The 15,752-nt window shown below is 66.3% G+C and carries 20 protein-coding genes and 1 pseudogene; 12 read left to right on the plus strand and 9 right to left on the minus strand.

The genetic code is table 11. The annotated features are described in order from the left end of the window. Positions 1-40: 40 nt before the first annotated feature. The 5 genes from Q8S30_RS12855 to Q8S30_RS12875 all read left to right on the plus strand — a co-directional run bounded on the left by Q8S30_RS12855 (position 41) and on the right by Q8S30_RS12875 (position 4,112). Positions 41-610 (plus strand): hypothetical protein, encoded by a 570-nt coding sequence (locus Q8S30_RS12855; RefSeq protein ID WP_305666409.1) that lies wholly within the window; start codon positions 41-43, stop codon positions 608-610. A 241-nt stretch (positions 611-851) separates the two neighbouring features. After that, positions 852-2,537: a 30S ribosomal protein S1 gene (rpsA, locus tag Q8S30_RS12860; protein WP_305666410.1), complete on the plus strand. Its 1,686-nt coding sequence runs from the start codon at positions 852-854 to the stop codon at positions 2,535-2,537. A 275-nt stretch (positions 2,538-2,812) separates the two neighbouring features. Continuing rightward, on the plus strand, positions 2,813-3,097 hold the full coding sequence (gene ihfB, locus Q8S30_RS12865) for an integration host factor subunit beta (RefSeq protein ID WP_066810059.1): 285 nt from the start codon (positions 2,813-2,815) through the stop codon (positions 3,095-3,097). A gap of 7 nt (positions 3,098-3,104) precedes the next feature. After that, complete coding sequence (locus Q8S30_RS12870) at positions 3,105-3,467, plus strand: LapA family protein (RefSeq protein WP_371135514.1); 363 nt, start codon at positions 3,105-3,107, stop codon at positions 3,465-3,467. A gap of 9 nt (positions 3,468-3,476) precedes the next feature. Then, entirely contained in the window at positions 3,477-4,112 is a 636-nt protein-coding gene (locus tag Q8S30_RS12875) for a phosphoribosylanthranilate isomerase (RefSeq protein ID WP_305666411.1), read from the plus strand. A gap of 52 nt (positions 4,113-4,164) precedes the next feature. Here Q8S30_RS12875 and Q8S30_RS12880 read toward each other — a convergent pair whose 3' ends face one another. Next, entirely contained in the window at positions 4,165-4,932 is a 768-nt protein-coding gene (locus tag Q8S30_RS12880; protein ID WP_305666412.1) for a DUF4394 domain-containing protein, read from the minus strand. Between the two features lie 194 nt (positions 4,933-5,126). On the opposite strand from Q8S30_RS12880, the gene trpB reads away from it, so the two are divergent. The 4 genes from trpB to Q8S30_RS12900 all read left to right on the plus strand — a co-directional run bounded on the left by trpB (position 5,127) and on the right by Q8S30_RS12900 (position 8,285). Then, positions 5,127-6,359, plus strand: coding sequence for a tryptophan synthase subunit beta (gene trpB, locus Q8S30_RS12885; protein ID WP_305666413.1), 1,233 nt, complete (start codon positions 5,127-5,129; stop codon positions 6,357-6,359). 174 nt (positions 6,360-6,533) lie between these two features. Then, entirely contained in the window at positions 6,534-7,028 is a 495-nt protein-coding gene (locus tag Q8S30_RS12890; RefSeq protein ID WP_305666414.1) for a PepSY domain-containing protein, read from the plus strand. Between the two features lie 160 nt (positions 7,029-7,188). Beyond that, positions 7,189-7,647, plus strand: a complete 459-nt coding sequence (locus Q8S30_RS12895) for a hypothetical protein (RefSeq protein ID WP_305666415.1) — start codon at positions 7,189-7,191, stop codon at positions 7,645-7,647. Between the two features lie 44 nt (positions 7,648-7,691). After that, positions 7,692-8,285 carry a helix-turn-helix transcriptional regulator gene (locus Q8S30_RS12900; protein ID WP_305666416.1) on the plus strand — a complete coding sequence of 198 codons (594 nt, stop codon included), beginning with the start codon at positions 7,692-7,694 and terminating at the stop codon, positions 8,283-8,285. Here the strand turns inward: Q8S30_RS12900 and Q8S30_RS12905 are convergent. From Q8S30_RS12905 to pth, 5 genes and pseudogenes are all read right to left on the minus strand, one after another. Next, the gene (locus tag Q8S30_RS12905; RefSeq protein WP_305666628.1) at positions 8,282-8,653 is read right to left on the minus strand and encodes a DUF2237 family protein; all 372 of its coding nucleotides are present in this window, start codon (positions 8,651-8,653) and stop codon (positions 8,282-8,284) included. The two genes, Q8S30_RS12900 and Q8S30_RS12905, sit on opposite strands and share 4 nt — an antisense overlap. A 1-nt stretch (position 8,654) precedes the next feature. Next, positions 8,655-8,870 (minus strand): hypothetical protein, encoded by a 216-nt coding sequence (locus Q8S30_RS21120; protein WP_371135522.1) that lies wholly within the window; start codon positions 8,868-8,870, stop codon positions 8,655-8,657. Positions 8,871-9,123: 253 nt separating this feature from the next. Continuing rightward, positions 9,124-9,321, minus strand: a pseudogene (locus Q8S30_RS21125) (6-aminohexanoate hydrolase); the annotation flags it as partial. Between the two features lie 228 nt (positions 9,322-9,549). Beyond that, positions 9,550-10,587 carry a DUF2332 domain-containing protein gene (locus Q8S30_RS12915; RefSeq protein ID WP_305666417.1) on the minus strand — a complete coding sequence of 346 codons (1,038 nt, stop codon included), beginning with the start codon at positions 10,585-10,587 and terminating at the stop codon, positions 9,550-9,552. Beyond that, a complete protein-coding gene (pth, locus tag Q8S30_RS12920; RefSeq protein WP_305666418.1) occupies positions 10,584-11,309 on the minus strand; it encodes an aminoacyl-tRNA hydrolase in 726 nt (241 codons plus the stop codon). Before pth ends, Q8S30_RS12915 begins: the two co-directional genes overlap by 4 nt. A gap of 138 nt (positions 11,310-11,447) precedes the next feature. Between pth and Q8S30_RS12925 the strand changes: the two genes are divergently transcribed. Beyond that, positions 11,448-11,762, plus strand: a complete 315-nt coding sequence (locus Q8S30_RS12925; protein WP_305666419.1) for an antibiotic biosynthesis monooxygenase — start codon at positions 11,448-11,450, stop codon at positions 11,760-11,762. Positions 11,763-11,836: 74 nt separating this feature from the next. Here Q8S30_RS12925 and Q8S30_RS12930 read toward each other — a convergent pair whose 3' ends face one another. Next, the gene (locus Q8S30_RS12930; protein ID WP_305666420.1) at positions 11,837-12,448 is read right to left on the minus strand and encodes a 50S ribosomal protein L25/general stress protein Ctc; all 612 of its coding nucleotides are present in this window, start codon (positions 12,446-12,448) and stop codon (positions 11,837-11,839) included. A gap of 183 nt (positions 12,449-12,631) precedes the next feature. Beyond that, a complete protein-coding gene (locus tag Q8S30_RS12935; protein WP_305666421.1) occupies positions 12,632-13,033 on the minus strand; it encodes a RidA family protein in 402 nt (133 codons plus the stop codon). A 70-nt stretch (positions 13,034-13,103) separates the two neighbouring features. Between Q8S30_RS12935 and Q8S30_RS12940 the strand changes: the two genes are divergently transcribed. Further along, the gene (locus tag Q8S30_RS12940) at positions 13,104-13,673 is read left to right on the plus strand and encodes a TetR/AcrR family transcriptional regulator (RefSeq protein ID WP_305666422.1); all 570 of its coding nucleotides are present in this window, start codon (positions 13,104-13,106) and stop codon (positions 13,671-13,673) included. Between the two features lie 6 nt (positions 13,674-13,679). Here the strand turns inward: Q8S30_RS12940 and Q8S30_RS12945 are convergent, their stop codons facing one another. Further along, the gene (locus Q8S30_RS12945; RefSeq protein WP_305666423.1) at positions 13,680-14,843 is read right to left on the minus strand and encodes an alpha-hydroxy acid oxidase; all 1,164 of its coding nucleotides are present in this window, start codon (positions 14,841-14,843) and stop codon (positions 13,680-13,682) included. A 135-nt stretch (positions 14,844-14,978) separates the two neighbouring features. Here Q8S30_RS12945 and Q8S30_RS12950 point away from each other — a divergent pair, with 135 nt between their 5' ends. After that, positions 14,979-15,752, plus strand: coding sequence for a ZIP family metal transporter (locus Q8S30_RS12950; RefSeq protein ID WP_305666424.1), 774 nt, complete (start codon positions 14,979-14,981; stop codon positions 15,750-15,752).

Here is a 15,752-nt window from a genome sequence, read left to right on the forward strand (position 1 = left end):
GCTTGGACTTTTGAAGGCTCGGTCCCATGTTTGCTGCATGATGACACGCTTCCCCATCCTTGCACTCACTGCTGTTCTGGCCGCGCAGCCCGCCGCCGCGGGCAGCGACCATGGGCTGCTGTGGAACCGCACCGGCCTGCCGGCGGTGTTTCCATTGCAGGTGCAGACTTTGGCGGGCGACGATCGCTCGCTGCTGCTGACCGATGCTGCCACGGGCGAGGTGGCGCTTGCGGCGTTCATCGAGGGCGGGCGGTTCTTCCGGGTGCTGGTGCCGCCGGGGAGCTATCGGGTCCGGCTCGCGCCCGGCGATGTCTGGGACGAGGACGCCGAACAGCAAACCGGCGCCGTTGAATTGCCCTCCCCGCTGACCTTCGAGATCACCGGCGCCAGGCGCAAGGCCGGCTACCGGATCGACCTTCGGGAGGCCGGGGAGGCGCAGATCACCAGCCAAGGCATCTGCCAGACGCTCCGGCTGAACCCGGACAGCCTCGGCCAGCCTTGGGGCCGGGCCCAACCCACCGAATCGGACGCCCGCGCCGCAGTGCTCCTGCGCGGGGACGAACGGTTTCCGGTCCCCGAATATGATGTGGTCTCTCGCCCCTGCGACTGACCTCCGGCCCCTTGGCGCCCGGGCCAAAGAAAGTGCTTATTTCCTTGCCCGCGGCGGCATCAGCGACTATATCGCGGCCAGTCCGAAAGGTGGCCTTGCCCCGAACTGGACCGCATGAAGGGCCCGGAGCGATCCGAGGCCCTTGCGGCCCATGAAGGCATAGCGCCCCAAAGACCGCAACCAAAGACCGGCGGAGCCAACCGCAAGGCCAGAAAAACGCTTACAAAGGAAACTGACACGCATGTGCGCCAAAGCGACTATGGAAGAATTTGAAGCCCTTCTTCAGGAAAGCTTCGAGATCGATACCCCCGACGAGGGATCGGTCGTCAAAGGCAAGGTCATCGCCATCGAGGCGGGCCAGGCCATCATCGACGTCGGCTACAAGATGGAAGGCCGCATCGATCTGAAAGAATTCGCGAACCCGGGTGAAAACCCGGACATCGCCGTGGGTGACGTTGTCGAGGTCTATCTGGACCGGGTCGAGAACGCACGCGGCGAGGCAGTCATCAGCCGTGAGAAAGCCCGCCGCGAAGAGGCCTGGGACCGGCTGGAGAAAGCCTACGAGAAGGAAGAGCGCGTCGAGGGCGCCATCTTCGGCCGCGTCAAGGGCGGCTTCACGGTCGACCTGGGCGGCGCTGTTGCGTTCCTGCCCGGTAGCCAAGTCGACGTGCGCCCCGTGCGCGATGCCGGCCCGCTGATGGGCCTGAAGCAGCCGTTCCAGATCCTGAAAATGGACCGTCGTCGTGGCAACATCGTTGTCTCGCGCCGTGCGATCCTTGAAGAATCGCGGGCCGAGCAGCGCGCCGAAGTCATCGGCAAGCTGGCCGAAGGCGAAGTCGTTGACGGCGTGGTCAAGAACATCACCGAATACGGTGCGTTCGTGGATCTCGGCGGCGTCGATGGCCTGCTGCACGTGACCGACATGGCCTGGCGCCGCGTCAACCACCCGAACGAGATCCTGAACATCGGCGAGACCGTCAAGGTCCAGGTGATCAAGATCAACAAGGAAACCCACCGCATCAGCCTTGGCATGAAGCAGCTGCAGGCCGATCCGTGGGATGCCGTCGAGAAGGCCTACCCGATCACTTCGGTCCACAAGGGCCGCGTGACCAACATCACCGACTACGGCGCGTTCGTCGAGCTGGAGGCCGGTGTCGAAGGTCTGGTCCACGTTTCGGAAATGTCCTGGACCAAGAAGAACGTCCATCCCGGCAAGATCGTCTCCACCTCGCAAGAAGTGGACGTCATGGTGCTGGAAATCGATACCGCCAAGCGCCGCGTTTCGCTGGGTCTCAAGCAGACCATGCGCAACCCGTGGGAAGTGTTTGCCGAAACCCACCCGATCGGCACCGTCATCGAAGGCGAAGTCAAGAACATCACCGAATTCGGTCTGTTCGTCGGCCTCGACAACGACATCGACGGCATGGTCCACCTTTCGGACCTCAGCTGGGACCAGCGCGGCGAAGATGCCATTGCGAACTATCGCAAGGGCGACATGGTGAAGGCCGCCGTGACCGAAGTGGACGTGGACAAGGAGCGCATCTCGCTCTCGGTCAAGGCGCTGGACGCCGACACGTTCTCGGACGCGGTTGACGGCGTGAAGCGCGGCTCGATCATCACCGTCACCGTGACGGCGATCGAGGAAGGCGGCATCGAGGTTGAGTACAACCAGATGAAGTCGTTCATCCGCCGCTCGGATCTGTCGCGCGATCGGGCTGAACAGCGCCCGGAACGCTTCCAGATCGGCGACCATGTCGATGCGCGCGTGACCAACGTCGATTCGAAGACCCGCCGTCTGGGCCTGTCGATCAAGGCACGTGAGATCGCGGAAGAGAAAGAAGCTGTCGAGCAGTATGGCTCGTCGGACTCGGGCGCCTCGCTGGGGGATATCCTCGGTGCGGCCCTCAAGGGCGGCGGCGACAAGTAAGCCCGGCGCCTCTGCGCAAGCGAACAAACGGCCCCACCCTATCCGGGTGGGGCCGTTTTGCGTTGCAGGGGCTGCGAATCGGCCCGGTTGCGGCCCGAACCGGGCGCGGGTGCCGCGCCGCAGCATCTCGGGGCCGGCGGGCCGCCATGGGCAACTCCCCGCGGATCACAGGGAAACCCGCGCTTTTCCAATGGCTTTCCTGTTTGAGCCCGCCAGGAATGCGCCTATAGTCCCTCAATACGGCGGGGGCTGCCGAGACCTGCGAGAGGATTCACATGATCCGGTCCGAACTGATCCAGATGATTGCCGAAGAGAACCCGCACCTGTTTCAGCGGGATGTGGAGCGGATCGTGAACACGATCTTTGAAGAGATCACCGAAGCGATGGCGCGGGGCGACCGGGTCGAGCTGCGCGGCTTTGGCGCATTCTCGGTAAAGGGGCGCGATGCGCGCACCGGACGGAACCCGCGCACAGGCGAAGCGGTTTCAGTAGAGGAAAAGCATGTGCCGTTCTTCAAGACCGGCAAGCTGCTGCGAGACCGGCTGAACGGCGAAGGATGACCCTGCGATGATACGTGTGCTGCGACTGGCCCTGCTGGGGCTGCTGGCCCTTGTGCTGCTGACGGTGGCGCTGGCCAACCGCGCGCCTGTGACACTACGGCTGCTGCCCGAAGATGCGGGAATGTTCCTCGGCCTCGACTGGGTGATCCAGCTGCCGCTGTTCCTGGTGATCTTTGCCGGCATTCTGGCAGGGCTGCTGGTTGGCTTCGTCTGGGAATGGGCGCGCGAGGCCAAGCATCGCAGCGCTGCCAGCCGCAACCGGCGCGAGGCGGCGCAGCTGAAATCCGAGGTGAACCGGCTGCAAGGCGGCAACGGCCAGCAGAAGGATGAGGTGCTGGCGCTGCTTGAGGGCGGCGCGCGTAGCCGCTAGACACGGCGCATGCATACGCGTGTGAAAATCTGCGGCCTGACCGAGGCCGCCCATGTCGATGCCGTCGCACAGGCGGGCGCGACCTATATGGGCTTCGTGTTCTTCTCCCGCTCCCCCCGGAACCTGTCGCTGCCGCAAGCCGCCGCGCTGGCGCTGCAGGTGCCGATGGGCATCGCCAAGGTGGCGCTGGTGGTGGATGCGGATGACGCGGCGCTCGATGCCATCGTGCAGGCGGTGCCGCTGGACATGCTTCAGCTTCATGGCCATGAGAGTCCGGCCCGCGTGGCCGAGATCCGCGCGCGTTTTGGCTTGCCGGTGATGAAGGCGGTGGGGATTGCGGAAGAGGTCGACCTTGCGGCGATTGCCGAATATGCGCAGGTCGCCGACCAGATCCTGATCGACGCCAAGCCCCCCAAGGGCGCCGCCCTGCCCGGTGGCAACGGCCTTGCCTTCGACTGGCGGCTGATTGCGGGGCGCGAGTGGGACCGGCCCTGGATGCTGGCGGGCGGGCTGACCCCCGCGAATGTCGCCGAGGCGATCCGACTGACCGGAGCGCGGCAGGTCGATGTGTCCTCGGGCGTGGAATCGGCGCCCGGCGTCAAAGACCCCGCCGCGATTGCGGCTTTCATCACCGCTGCCGGATAGAAAAAGGGCGCGAGGATTCCCCCTCGCGCCCGCACTCGTTACACCCTACCGCTTACATCGCCGGAAGAATGGCAATGTCGCGGATCTCGCCCGAAGCCCCTGTCACATCCCAGGACTGGGTGACGGCGCCGGTGTCCAGATCGACGGTGTGGATCCCGCCCATCGCGGCCAGCCAGGCGGTGTTCTCGCCTTCGGCGGTGGTGGCGATGTCGAAGCCGACGGGACCGTCCAGCACCGGGCCCAGCTTGCCGACAGCGGCCAGCGTGCCATCGTTCGGCGCGGTCTGCTTGATCAGCGCGGAAAGGGTGGCGTCGATGTCATACATGCCGGTCGCTTCCGGCTTGCCGTAGCTGTTGATGTATGCGGCGGCCACGATGTTCGGCGCCTCCCCCGCATGCATGTCGCCCGCCTCAAAGGCCAGCGAGCCATCGACGGTGACTTCGCCGGTATCGACGTTCACGCGGTGGTTGGTGGTGCCGGTCATGAAGCGTAGACGGTCGGCCATCGGGTTGAAGTCAACCACGACCGGGCCATCGGTGGACGGCAGCATGGTAGTCATGGTGGACAGCTCGGTGGTCGTGCCCGTGGCCGGGTCGATCACGACGATCACGTGGTCGGCGGTCACACCGACAAGGGTGTTGTTCGACGGGCGCAGGTCGATGCCGAGAAGGCTCTCCACGCCCTGAACTTCGATCTCGCCGGTGACGGCCGCGGTGGAGGTGTCGATCATCAGAAGCGTCTTGTCTCCGGTCAGGCCAACAGCGGTATCCGCAAAGGCCGGGGCGGTGGTCAGCAGCAGGGCTGCGATAAGGCGGGTCATGTGTCTCTCCATTTCTCAAATCGATGGCGCTGCGGAAATCCGCAAGGCCGGTCGGTCGATGCTGGAGGTACGGAAGGAGTTGCGGGGAAGTTGCGCCCCCACGGATAACGAGGCCGTGATCAGCGAGGCATCGTGCCGCTTTACCCCAAGGGGCCTTGGCGCTAAGTCAGCAGGTGCGCAACGGAGGACCCCAGATGCCCGACGACCTGATCAACAGCTTCATGAACGGCCCCGATGAAAACGGCCGCTTCGGCATCTTCGGCGGGCGCTTCGTGTCGGAAACGCTGATGCCGCTGATCCTGCAGCTGGAGGCGGAGTATGAGCGGGCCAAGACAGATGCGAGCTTCTGGGCGCAGATGGACGATCTGTGGAAGAACTATGTGGGCCGCCCCTCGCCCTTGTATTTCGCGGAACGGCTGACCGAGGAGCTTGGCGGCGCCAAGATCTACATGAAGCGCGACGAGCTGAACCATACCGGCGCGCACAAGATCAACAACGTGCTGGGGCAGATCCTGCTGGCGATGCGGATGGGCAAAAGCCGGATCATCGCCGAAACCGGCGCGGGCCAGCACGGCGTGGCAACTGCGACGGTCTGCGCGCGCTTCGGGCTGAAATGCGTGGTCTACATGGGCGCGCATGATGTCGAACGGCAGGCGCCCAACGTGTTCAGGATGCGCCTTCTGGGGGCGGAGGTGATCCCCGTCACCTCGGGCCGCGGCACGCTGAAGGACGCAATGAACGACGCGCTGCGCGACTGGGTCACCAATGTCCGCGACACCTTCTACTGCATCGGCACCGTGGCCGGCCCGCATCCCTATCCGGCGATGGTGCGCGATTTCCAGTCGATCATCGGCAAGGAAACCCGCTGGCAGCTGGAAGAGCATGAGGGCAAGGGCCGCCTGCCCGACACCATCATCGCGGCCATCGGCGGCGGATCGAACGCGATGGGGCTGTTCTTCCCGTTCCTCGATGACGCCTCGGTCCGCATCATTGGGGTCGAGGCCGGCGGCAAGGGCGTCGATGACCGGATGGAGCATTGCGCCAGCCTGACCGGCGGGCGCCCCGGCGTGCTGCATGGCAACCGCACCTATCTGCTGCAGGATGAGGATGGCCAGATCCTTGAGGGCTATTCGATTTCGGCCGGGCTCGACTATCCGGGCATCGGGCCCGAGCACGCCTGGCTGCATGAGATCGGCCGCGCCGAATATGTCAGCATCACCGATGCCGAGGCGCTGGCGGCCTTCCAGACTTGCTGCCGGCTGGAGGGAATCATCCCGGCGCTGGAGCCGAGCCATGCGCTGGCCCATGTCATCAAGATCGCGCCGACGCTGCCCGCAGACCATATCATCGTGATGAACATGTGTGGGCGCGGCGACAAGGACATCTTCACCGTGGCCAAGCACCTTGGCTTTGATATGAAGATCTGACGGGGCCCGCCGACGCTTCGCGAACGGAAATCGGCATAAACCCAAGGCATATCGGGCTGGGTCCGGGGATATAGGGCCTCGGGCCTAAACCTCGGGTCAATTGTTGGGGACGTTTGAATGGCCCTGTCTGGGGGAAGACCACTTCCGGTCGACCCCGAAGCACAGGAGCATTTCATGACCCGACTTATTGCAGCTGCCTCGGCGCTGTTGCTGATGGCTGGCGCCGCGCAGGCCCAGACCGCCCCGGCATCGCCCGTGTCCGAAATCGTCGCCGACCTCAAGGAACAGGGCTACACCCGTATCGAGATCAACCCCGGCCGGGGCATTACCGAGATCGAGGCCATCCGCGGCACCGAAAAGCTGGAGCTGGACGTGGTGAGCCGCAGCGGCAAGGTGGTCAAGTCCGAGACGGAAACCGTGCGCCCCGGCGAGAACACCACGCCGGGCGTCTATCTGGACCGTGACGGCCGGGGCCGCGACGACAGCCAGTCCCGCAACCGCTCCAGCGATGATTCGTTCGACGGGTATGACGACTCGGACGGCCGCGACGACGACGATGACCGTGACGATGATCGTGATGACGACCGGGACGACGACCGCGATGACGACCGCGATGACGACCGTGGCGGCGACGACGATGACCGCGGCGGGGATGACCACGACGACTGACAGCAGGGTCGCTTCGCACCCGCTATCCCCACCGATGGGAGTGATGCTCCGCGCAAGGATTTGCGCGGAGCGACTCTTGAGCCGCCGGGCTTGCTGCCCTGCCTCCATTCTGGGAATACTCGATGAACCGCCCCCGCACGCTGATCAGTTGGACCCCACCGTGAAACGCCGCTTCCTCCTCACCACCCTCCTGGCTCTGGCCCTGTGCCCGACCGCGGCACTGTCGCAGTCGATGGCCGACCGGATCGCAGGTGAGCTGCGCGCGGAAGGCTTCTCCGAGGTGTCGACCGCGCGGACCCTGCTGGGCCGAGCCCGGATCTATGCAAAAGGCCCAGCCGGCACCCGCGAGATTATCCTTGACCCGCGCACCGGCGAAATCCTGCGCGACCTGTGGATCTCGCCCGATGGGGCACCCACCAACCCGTTCACCGCCAGCGGCGGTGACGGCAGCCGGGATCGATCATCGGGCAGCGGGTCTTCGGGCAGCGGCTCTTCGGGGGGATCGTCGGAGGAGGACGATGACGACGATGATGATGACCGTGACGACGACGATGACGACGACCGAGGGGATGATCGCGGCCGTGACCGCGATGATGATGCCGGCGATGATGACGACTGAGGCGGCGCGATGATGTCACCGACCGGTTCCGTGGGCCGCGCGCTATGAAAAGCCTTGTCGCAGTATGTGTCATTCTGATGGTGCAGACGGCCTGCGCCGTGTTCTTCGTGTCCGACATCCTGCTGTCGGTGCTGGGGATCTATGTCGCGCCGATCAGCTGGCAAAACCGCGAACTGCTGGAGATCGGGGCAGCGGTCGGGCTGCTGCTGGGGCTGGTGCTGGGGGCGCTGACGCTGGCGCGCAGCATCCGGGGGCGGGCGCGGGCGGAAGAGAAGCTGCGCCGCGCCTCAGGCGCCTTCATGGAACTGCTGGAGGAGCGTTTCACCGGCTGGGGGCTGACCCCGGCAGAGAGGGACGTGGCGCTGTTTGCGGTCAAGGGCATGTCGACCGCCGAGATTGCCGTGCTGCGCCAGACCTCCGAAGGAACGGTCAAGGCGCAGACCAACGCGATCTATCGCAAGGCGGGCGTCACAGGCCGCCCGCAACTGCTGTCGCTGTTCATCGAGGATCTGATCGACGGCGAGTTGCCCCCCCGCACCGAGGCGCTGCCGCCACCCACCGTCGCCAACGTGCCGACAGCGCCTGCCTCGCCCGCAGCAGCGCTGTCGGCAGAGCCCTCGCCGCCCGCTGCATCCTAGACCGCCGCGTGCTCTTGCAGCACCGCCAGCGGCACGATGTCCAGCGCGCGGGCATGGGTCGCCGCAAGCCGCACCTGCGGCGCGCAGCCCTCGTCATGCGCCTGCAAGAACCGGCCGGCGCAGAGGCACCAGCTATCCCCGGGTTTCAGCCCGGCAAAGCGATATTCGGGGCGCGGGGTCGACAGGTCGTTGCCGACATATTTCGACCAGGCCAGAAACTCTGCCGTCATCGTCACGCAGACGGTGTGGCTGCCGGCATCCTCGGCGCAGGTGTTGCAATGGCCGTCGCGGAAGAAGCCAGTGACCGGGTCCGTGCCACAAACCTCCAGCGCCTGGCCCAGAACGTTGGTTGCGGGATCTTTCTCGATCTCATCTCTCCTGTTCAGCAAGGGCCACGATGCGGCGGAACATGTCCAGCACATCGGGGAAGGAGCCGTCCTCGCGGAACTGGCGATCGGCGCCGTTGGACGCGATCACCACACCCGCCGGGCGGTTCACATAGACATATTGCCCATAGACGCCGCGGGCAAGAAATTCGCCCGGCTCCGCATCCCCCGGGATCCACCACTGATAGCCATAGCGCATCGCCGCCCCCGGCTCTGTGGGAGCGGACGCGCCGTCGAGGCCTCGACCCAGTCCGCGGGCGCGATCTGCTCCCCGTTCCAGGCGCCGTTCTGAAGGAAGATCTGTCCATGCGGGCATAGTCCCGCGTCCTCAGGTTCAGCCCGCCCAGAACGAACTCCACCCCGTAGCCATCGGTGACATAATAGGGCTCGGCCTCCAGCCCCATCGGCGCAATGATCTTCTCAGACAGCAGCTCTGCAATAGGCCGCCCCGTCGCGCCGCGCAGCACCATCGACAGAACATGGGTGTCGATGGACACATATTGCCACTGTGCGCCGGGGGCGATGAAGGTCTCTTCCCTCTTGGCGGCAAAGCGGCCCATGGATCCGCCAAGCGCGAGAACTCGGCTCATCTTGATGATATCTATAAAGAAATCGAAATATTTCTCGTTGAAGGTCACACCCGAAGCCATGTTGAGCACATTGCGGATGCTGGCCCGTCTTAGACCCCGCCCGTCAGCGCCGGGGCATATTTCGTCACCGGATCGTCAGGGCTGTCGATGGCTCAAATGGCCGGTATGGCCTTCACGGAAAATCAAGTATGCGGGAGGCGCCAGGCAAATGCGACGCTGCGTCTGATGGGGGCCGCTTGGCTCTGATCCGCACGTTGGTTGATTGCGGGAAGGGTGCCATAGGCGCGCTCACGGCCCCGGGGGGCGCCAGTCGATCCAGCGGCCGTGAAAATCGAAACGGCCCACCGGCTGCGCTGTGCCGCCGGGCCAGAGCGTCAGCGTCAGCGCCGCGCCCGGGCGCGCGCCATCCGCCTCCATCCCGAAACGCGCCAGCGGTGCATCTGGCGTGGCGCGGGTGCCAGCCTCGGCCAGTAGCGCCTCGCCGCGGGCCTGCAGGCCCTTCGGGAAATACTGCCACGCGACGGTGTGGAACACGAGATGCAGATACCCCGGCCGCGGCTGCGCCAGACGCTGCTGCAGCCAGTCCACCGCATCGCCCTGCGCCAGCTCGGGGCGCAGCGCCGCCGCCTCATCCAGCGCGGCGGCGATCCGGGCCAGCCGCTCGGGCTGATCGGGCCAGACATAGGACAGCAGCCGCAGCCTGTCCGCCGCGGGGTCGCGCGGGGCGAGGTCCACCCCGGCGCGGGCGGCGATGCGGGGCTCGGCGCCGGTCGCAGGTGCGCCGCGCCAGTCGGGGGCCAGCAGCACCCTGGCATCCGCAGGGCCAAGTCGCCCGTCCGGTGTTTGCAGCGCATAGCGGTCGAAGATCAGGTTCAGCCCGGCGCTGGCGCCAAGTTCCGACAGCACGGTCGGCAGCCCAGTCTGGCCCGACAGCCAACGCGCCGCCACGATCAGCGCGGCGGAGCGGGCGACCTCATTGGTCTGCGGGGCGGTGTCGAGCCTGCGCAGAACCCACTCCTCCTGCGCGAGAATCGCTGCCGAGGCGGCGCGGCGCAGCGCAAGCTCATCGGCTTCGGTCGGGGGATAGACCGCCGCCAGCGCCGCATCGCGCCCCTCCAGCACCAGCCCGTGCAGCGCCCCGGCCAGCCGCAGCGGCACCGAGGCTCCTGAGCCGGAGATGTCGCCGGGCCAACTGCCAATCCGCTGCGCGACCGCGCCCTCGGGCAGTCCATGATCGGCGAAGCCCTGCAGCAGCCGGGCGGTGAAGGGCGAGCCCAGACCGGCACAGGCGCGGGCCTGCGCGGCAAAGGCCGCGCGCCAGCTCACCGGAAGCGGTCCGCGAGGCGCTGGAGGGCGGTGCGCGCTTGTGGCTCCGGCTCTGGTGCCGGCTTGGGCTCCGGTGCAAGCTTGTCTGCCGCTTCTGGCGCCGGAGCGGCGGCCTTCCCCGGCTTCGCCCCCTCCGACCCGGTCCCCGACCGTGGCGGCGCGGTGCGCAGCGCCACGGCGTTCAGGAAGCGCGCGCTATCCCCGGCGGCCAGCATCGGCGCGCCGTCGGAGATGCCGCGCAGCAAGTCGTCCAGCCAGTTCTGATCGGCCTTGGCGAAGTCGGCCAGCACATAGCCCGCGACCCGGTCCTTGTGCCCCGGATGACCAATGCCGAGTCGGACCCGGTGATAGGCCTCGCCGATATGCGCATGGATCGACCGCAGCCCGTTATGCCCGGCATGGCCGCCGCCGGTCTTGCAGCGGCTCTTGCCGGGGGCAAGGTCCAGCTCGTCATGCAGCACCGTCACGTCCGCGGGCGTCAGCTTGTAGAAGCGCATCGCCTCGCCGACCGACTGGCCCGACAGGTTCATGAAGGTGGAGGGTTTCAGCAGCACGACCTTTTCGCCGCCAAGCATCCCTTCGGAAGCCTGCCCCTGAAAGCGCGAGCGCCAAGGGGTGAAGCCGTGATCCTCGGCGATCCGGTCCACCGCCATGAAGCCGATATTGTGCCGGTTCTGGGCGTATTTGCCGCCCGGATTCCCGAGCCCGACGAAAAGCCGCATCCCCTGCCCGCCTTTTGCTGCGGCGCGGGGCTTGACGGCCGCCGCGCTTTGCCCTGTGCTTCTGGCCATCGCCAGCCCGTCCGCGCCTGCGCTTGGACCGCCCGCCATCCTCACCACATCAGCAAGGGGCCCTTGGCCATGTATCTGACCATGAACCGTTTCCGCATCAAGCCCGGACATGAGGAAACCTTCGAAACCATCTGGAAAAGCCGCGACAGCCACCTGCCGCAGGTGCCCGGGTTCATCGCCTTCCACCTGATGAAGGGGCCGGAAAAGGACGGCTATCGCCTCTACGCCTCGCACACCGCCTGGGAAAGTGCGGCGGCCTTCGAGGCCTGGACCAGGTCCGAGGCGTTCCGCGCCGCCCATGCCGGCGCCGGTGGCAACCGCGAGATCTATGCCGGCCCGCCCGAGCTGGAAGTGTTCGAGACGGTGCAGAGCATCACCGCCTGAGCCGCAAATGCAAACGGGGGCCCCAAGGGGCCCCCGTCCGTATCTTGCAGTCCGCAGCTAGCGGGCGAAACCGATCACTCGGCCTCGGCAGCCTCGGCGGCTTCGGACGACAGCAGGCCCGACGGCGCGGCCAGGTTGGCAACGACGAAGTTCCGCTTGATCGTCGGGGTCGCGCCAGCCGGCAGCGGGATATCTTCGATGTGGATCACATCGCCGATCTGCTTGCCGGTCAGGTCAACCGTGATGTGATCGGGGATATCGCCCGCGGTCACTTCCAGCTCGACTTCCGAACGCACCACGGTCAGCGTGCCGCCGCGCTTGATGCCCGGGGCTGCGTCGTGGTTTTCAAAGTTCACGTGGATGAACAGGTTGATGCGCGAATTGCGGTGCAGGCGCATCAGGTCCACATGGGTCGGAAGGTCGCGCACGACATCGCGCTGGACCCCGCGGCAGATGACGCGGACATCGTCCTGGCCTTCGACCTTGAGGTTGAACAGCGTCGACAGGAAGCGGCCTGCCTTGAGCTTCTTCAGAAGCGTATAGTACTTGATGTTCAGGGACAGCGGCTCTTTGCCGTCGCCATAAACAACACCGGGTACGTAGCCCTCACGACGAGCTTGACGAGCGGCCCCCTTGCCTGTCCCCGTCCGTACCTCGGCCACAAGATCCGGGATCTCACGTGCCATTGGTCTCTCCATAGGTTAAAAGGCGGACATCCTCCAAGGGTGCATGCCCGCAAGGTGGCCCCTATAGACGGGACCGGGCATGAAGGAAAGACATTTCCGCCGGGGGAGCCTGCCCCGGTTGAAATTGTCGACCCCGGCCCCATGACCAGCGACAGCTTGGTCGCGGCGAAGGGCCGGTCCGGCTCAGATCACCGCCACGGCCTCGATCTCCAGCTTGAACTCCGGCGCGGCGAGAGCGTTCACGCCGATCCCCGTCAGGGCCGGGGCCTGCCCGCCGAACATCGCCGCAATGGGGACCATGAGGGAACCTACCCGTTCGGGGTCGAGACCAACGACATAGACGCGAAGCGAGACGACGTTGTCCGGCGTCGCCCCTGCTGCCTCCAGCGCGTGGGCGAGGTTGCGCAGCACGACCGCCGCCTGATCCTCGAGCCCGGGTGGAACTGGGGTGCCGTCGGTCGAATTGGCAACCTGGCCAGAGATGAACACCATCCTGCCCGGCGGCGCGATGACCACCTGCGAATAGCCAAGCGGGCCCACGTCGGGCAGAGTTGGGGGGTTCAGTTTCTGGGTCTTCGGGGTCATGGTGATGCATCCTTGTTCGGAAACCTCTACACATGTAGAGTCTATACGGATGTAGAGGGTTAGAGGCGTCTTGGGAACCACCCGCCGCGAGATAATTCTGGACGCCGCCCTGTCGCTCGTTGCCCGCGAGGGGCTTGGCGCGCTGACCCATCGCGGGACGGACGCCGCCGCGGGCTTGCCGCCGGGCTCTACCTCCTACTATTTCCGGCGCAAGGCTGACCTGTTGCAGGCGCTGATCGACCGTCTAGCAGAGCGATTGCAGGCGGAGTCGGAGGTGCTGAAAACGGCGTTCACCACCATCCTGGCCGACCAAGGGCGCGACGCGGCCTTTGCCTTCGTGGCCGATGAACTCGTGGTCTGCGCCCACGAGGATCGGGATCTGCTGATCGCCCGGCTGGAAATCATGCTCGCCGCCTCGCGCGATCCGGCGCTCAGCGGCGCGAGCGAGCGGCTGGCGCAGGCTGCCATGCGGCCGATGCTGTTCTACGTAGACCTGCTGGCGGGCCATAGCGCCGATCCGGTGCGGGCGATGGCCTGCGCGGCGCTGCTGGACGGGTTGATGCTGCCCTATGCCACCGGCCATGGCGCGCCGCCGACGGCCGCGCAGGTCCGCGCCGCCTGCAGCGCGCTGCTGGACTGAGCGCCGTCAGTCGTAGGCGTCGAAAAAGCCCTTCGGCACCAGCAGGTTCTCACGCCGCAGCCGGGCCACGTCACGCTCACCACACAGCGCCATCGAGATGTCCAGCTCCTTGCGGATCACCTCCAGCGCCTTGGTGACCCCCGCCTGCCCCATCGCGCCGAGGCCATAGACCCAGGCCCGGCCGATCATGGTGCCGCTGGCCCCCAGTGCCAGCGCCTTCAGCACGTCCTGCCCCGACCGGATGCCGCTGTCGAGCCAGACCTCGCAGCGCCCGTCCACCGCCTCGACGATCTGCGGCAGCATCCGGATCGAGGACAGCGCGCCATCGAGCTGCCGCCCGCCATGGTTCGACACCACGATGGCATCGGCCCCGAACTCTGCCGCCAGCCGCGCGTCATCGGCATCGAGGATGCCCTTCAGGATCAGCTTGCCGCCCCACATGTCGCGGATCGCCGCGATCTTGCCCCAGTCGAGCTGCGGGTCGAACTGCTCTGCCGTCCAGCTCATCAGCGACGAGGCATCGCCGACGCCATTGGCATGGCCGACGATATTGCCGAAGAAACGCCGCTTGGTCCGCAGCATCTCCAGCCCCCAGCCCCATTTGGTAGCAAGGTTCAAAATGGTCGAGGGCGTCAGCTTCGGCGGCGCCGACAGCCCATTCTTCAGGTCCTTGTGCCGCTGGCCGAGGATCTGCAGGTCCAGCGTCACCACCAGCGCCGAACAGCCCGCCGCCTTGGCCCGGTCGATGATCCGGCGCAGGAAATCCTGATCGCGCATCGCGTAGAGCTGGAACCAGAACGGCTTGGTCGTGTGCTCTGCCACATCCTCGATGGAGCAGATCGACATGGTGGACAGGGTGAAGGGCACCCCAAACGCCTCTGCCGCCCGCGCCGCCTTGATCTCGCCATCCGCCGACTGCATCCCCGTAAACCCCACCGGAGCCAGCGCCACCGGCATCGTCACCTTCTCCCCGATCATGGTGCCCGCAAGATTGCGGTTGGTCATGTCCACCGCCACCTTCTGCCGCAGCCGGATCTGCGCAAAGTCCGAGGTGTTCTCGCGGAAGGTCTGTTCCGTGTAGCTGCCCGATTCCGCGTAATCGTAGAACATCCGCGGGGTGCGGCGGCGGTGGATGCGCTTCAGATCCTCGATGCTGGTGATCACGGGCACGGGGCCTCTCCTCCAAATTGGTAAGATGCCATTACCAATCGGCGCGCCTCCATGCAATCGCCGTGACGCCGCAGCCCCTTGCCTTCCCCCCCGCCGAGGCAAATTGTGCCGTAAGCCAACCAAAGGACACAGCGCATGTCGATCCTGCTGATGGGATTTCTGGGCAGCCTCGCCGCCGGGCTGATGACCGGGGTCGGCGCGCTGCCGGTGCTGTTCGGCCGCAACATCACCCGCTACTGGAACGACGTGCTGCTGGGGTTTGCAGCGGGGGTGATGCTGTCGGCCTCGTTCTTCTCGCTGATCCTTCCGGGTATCGAGGCGGCGACGGCGCGCACCGGCAGCGAGGTCATCGCGGCGCTGATCGCGGTGGGGGGCATCCTGCTCGGCGCCGGGGCCATCGCGCTGCTGAACGAATCGCTGCCGCATGAGCATTTCGTCGAGGGGCGCGAGGGGGCTGATGCCGGCGCGATGGCCCGGATCTGGCTGTTCATCATCGCCATCACCATCCACAACGTGCCCGAAGGCATGGCCGTCGGCATCGGCTTTGGCGGCGGCGATGTGCCCCTCGGGATGTCCCTCGCCATCGGCATTGGCCTCCAGAACGCGCCAGAGGGGCTGGCGGTCGCGGTGGCGCTGCGGGGGCTTGGCTATGGCCGCGTCCGCGCAGTGGCGATCGCGCTGCTGACCGGGCTGGTGGAACCCTTTGGCGGGCTGGTCGGCGTCGCTGCCGTGTCGATGGCCGCGCCGCTGCTGCCCTGGGGGCTGACCTTTGCGGCGGGCGCGATGCTCTATGTCATCAGCCACGAGATCATCCCCGAGACGCACCGCCATGGCCACCAGAACGCGGCGACGGCGGGGCTGATCATCGGGCTGGTGCTGATGATGTTCCTGGACGTGGTGCTCGGCTAG

It is taken from the genome of Frigidibacter sp., assembly GCF_030695035.1.
Taxonomy (GTDB): domain Bacteria; phylum Pseudomonadota; class Alphaproteobacteria; order Rhodobacterales; family Rhodobacteraceae; genus Frigidibacter.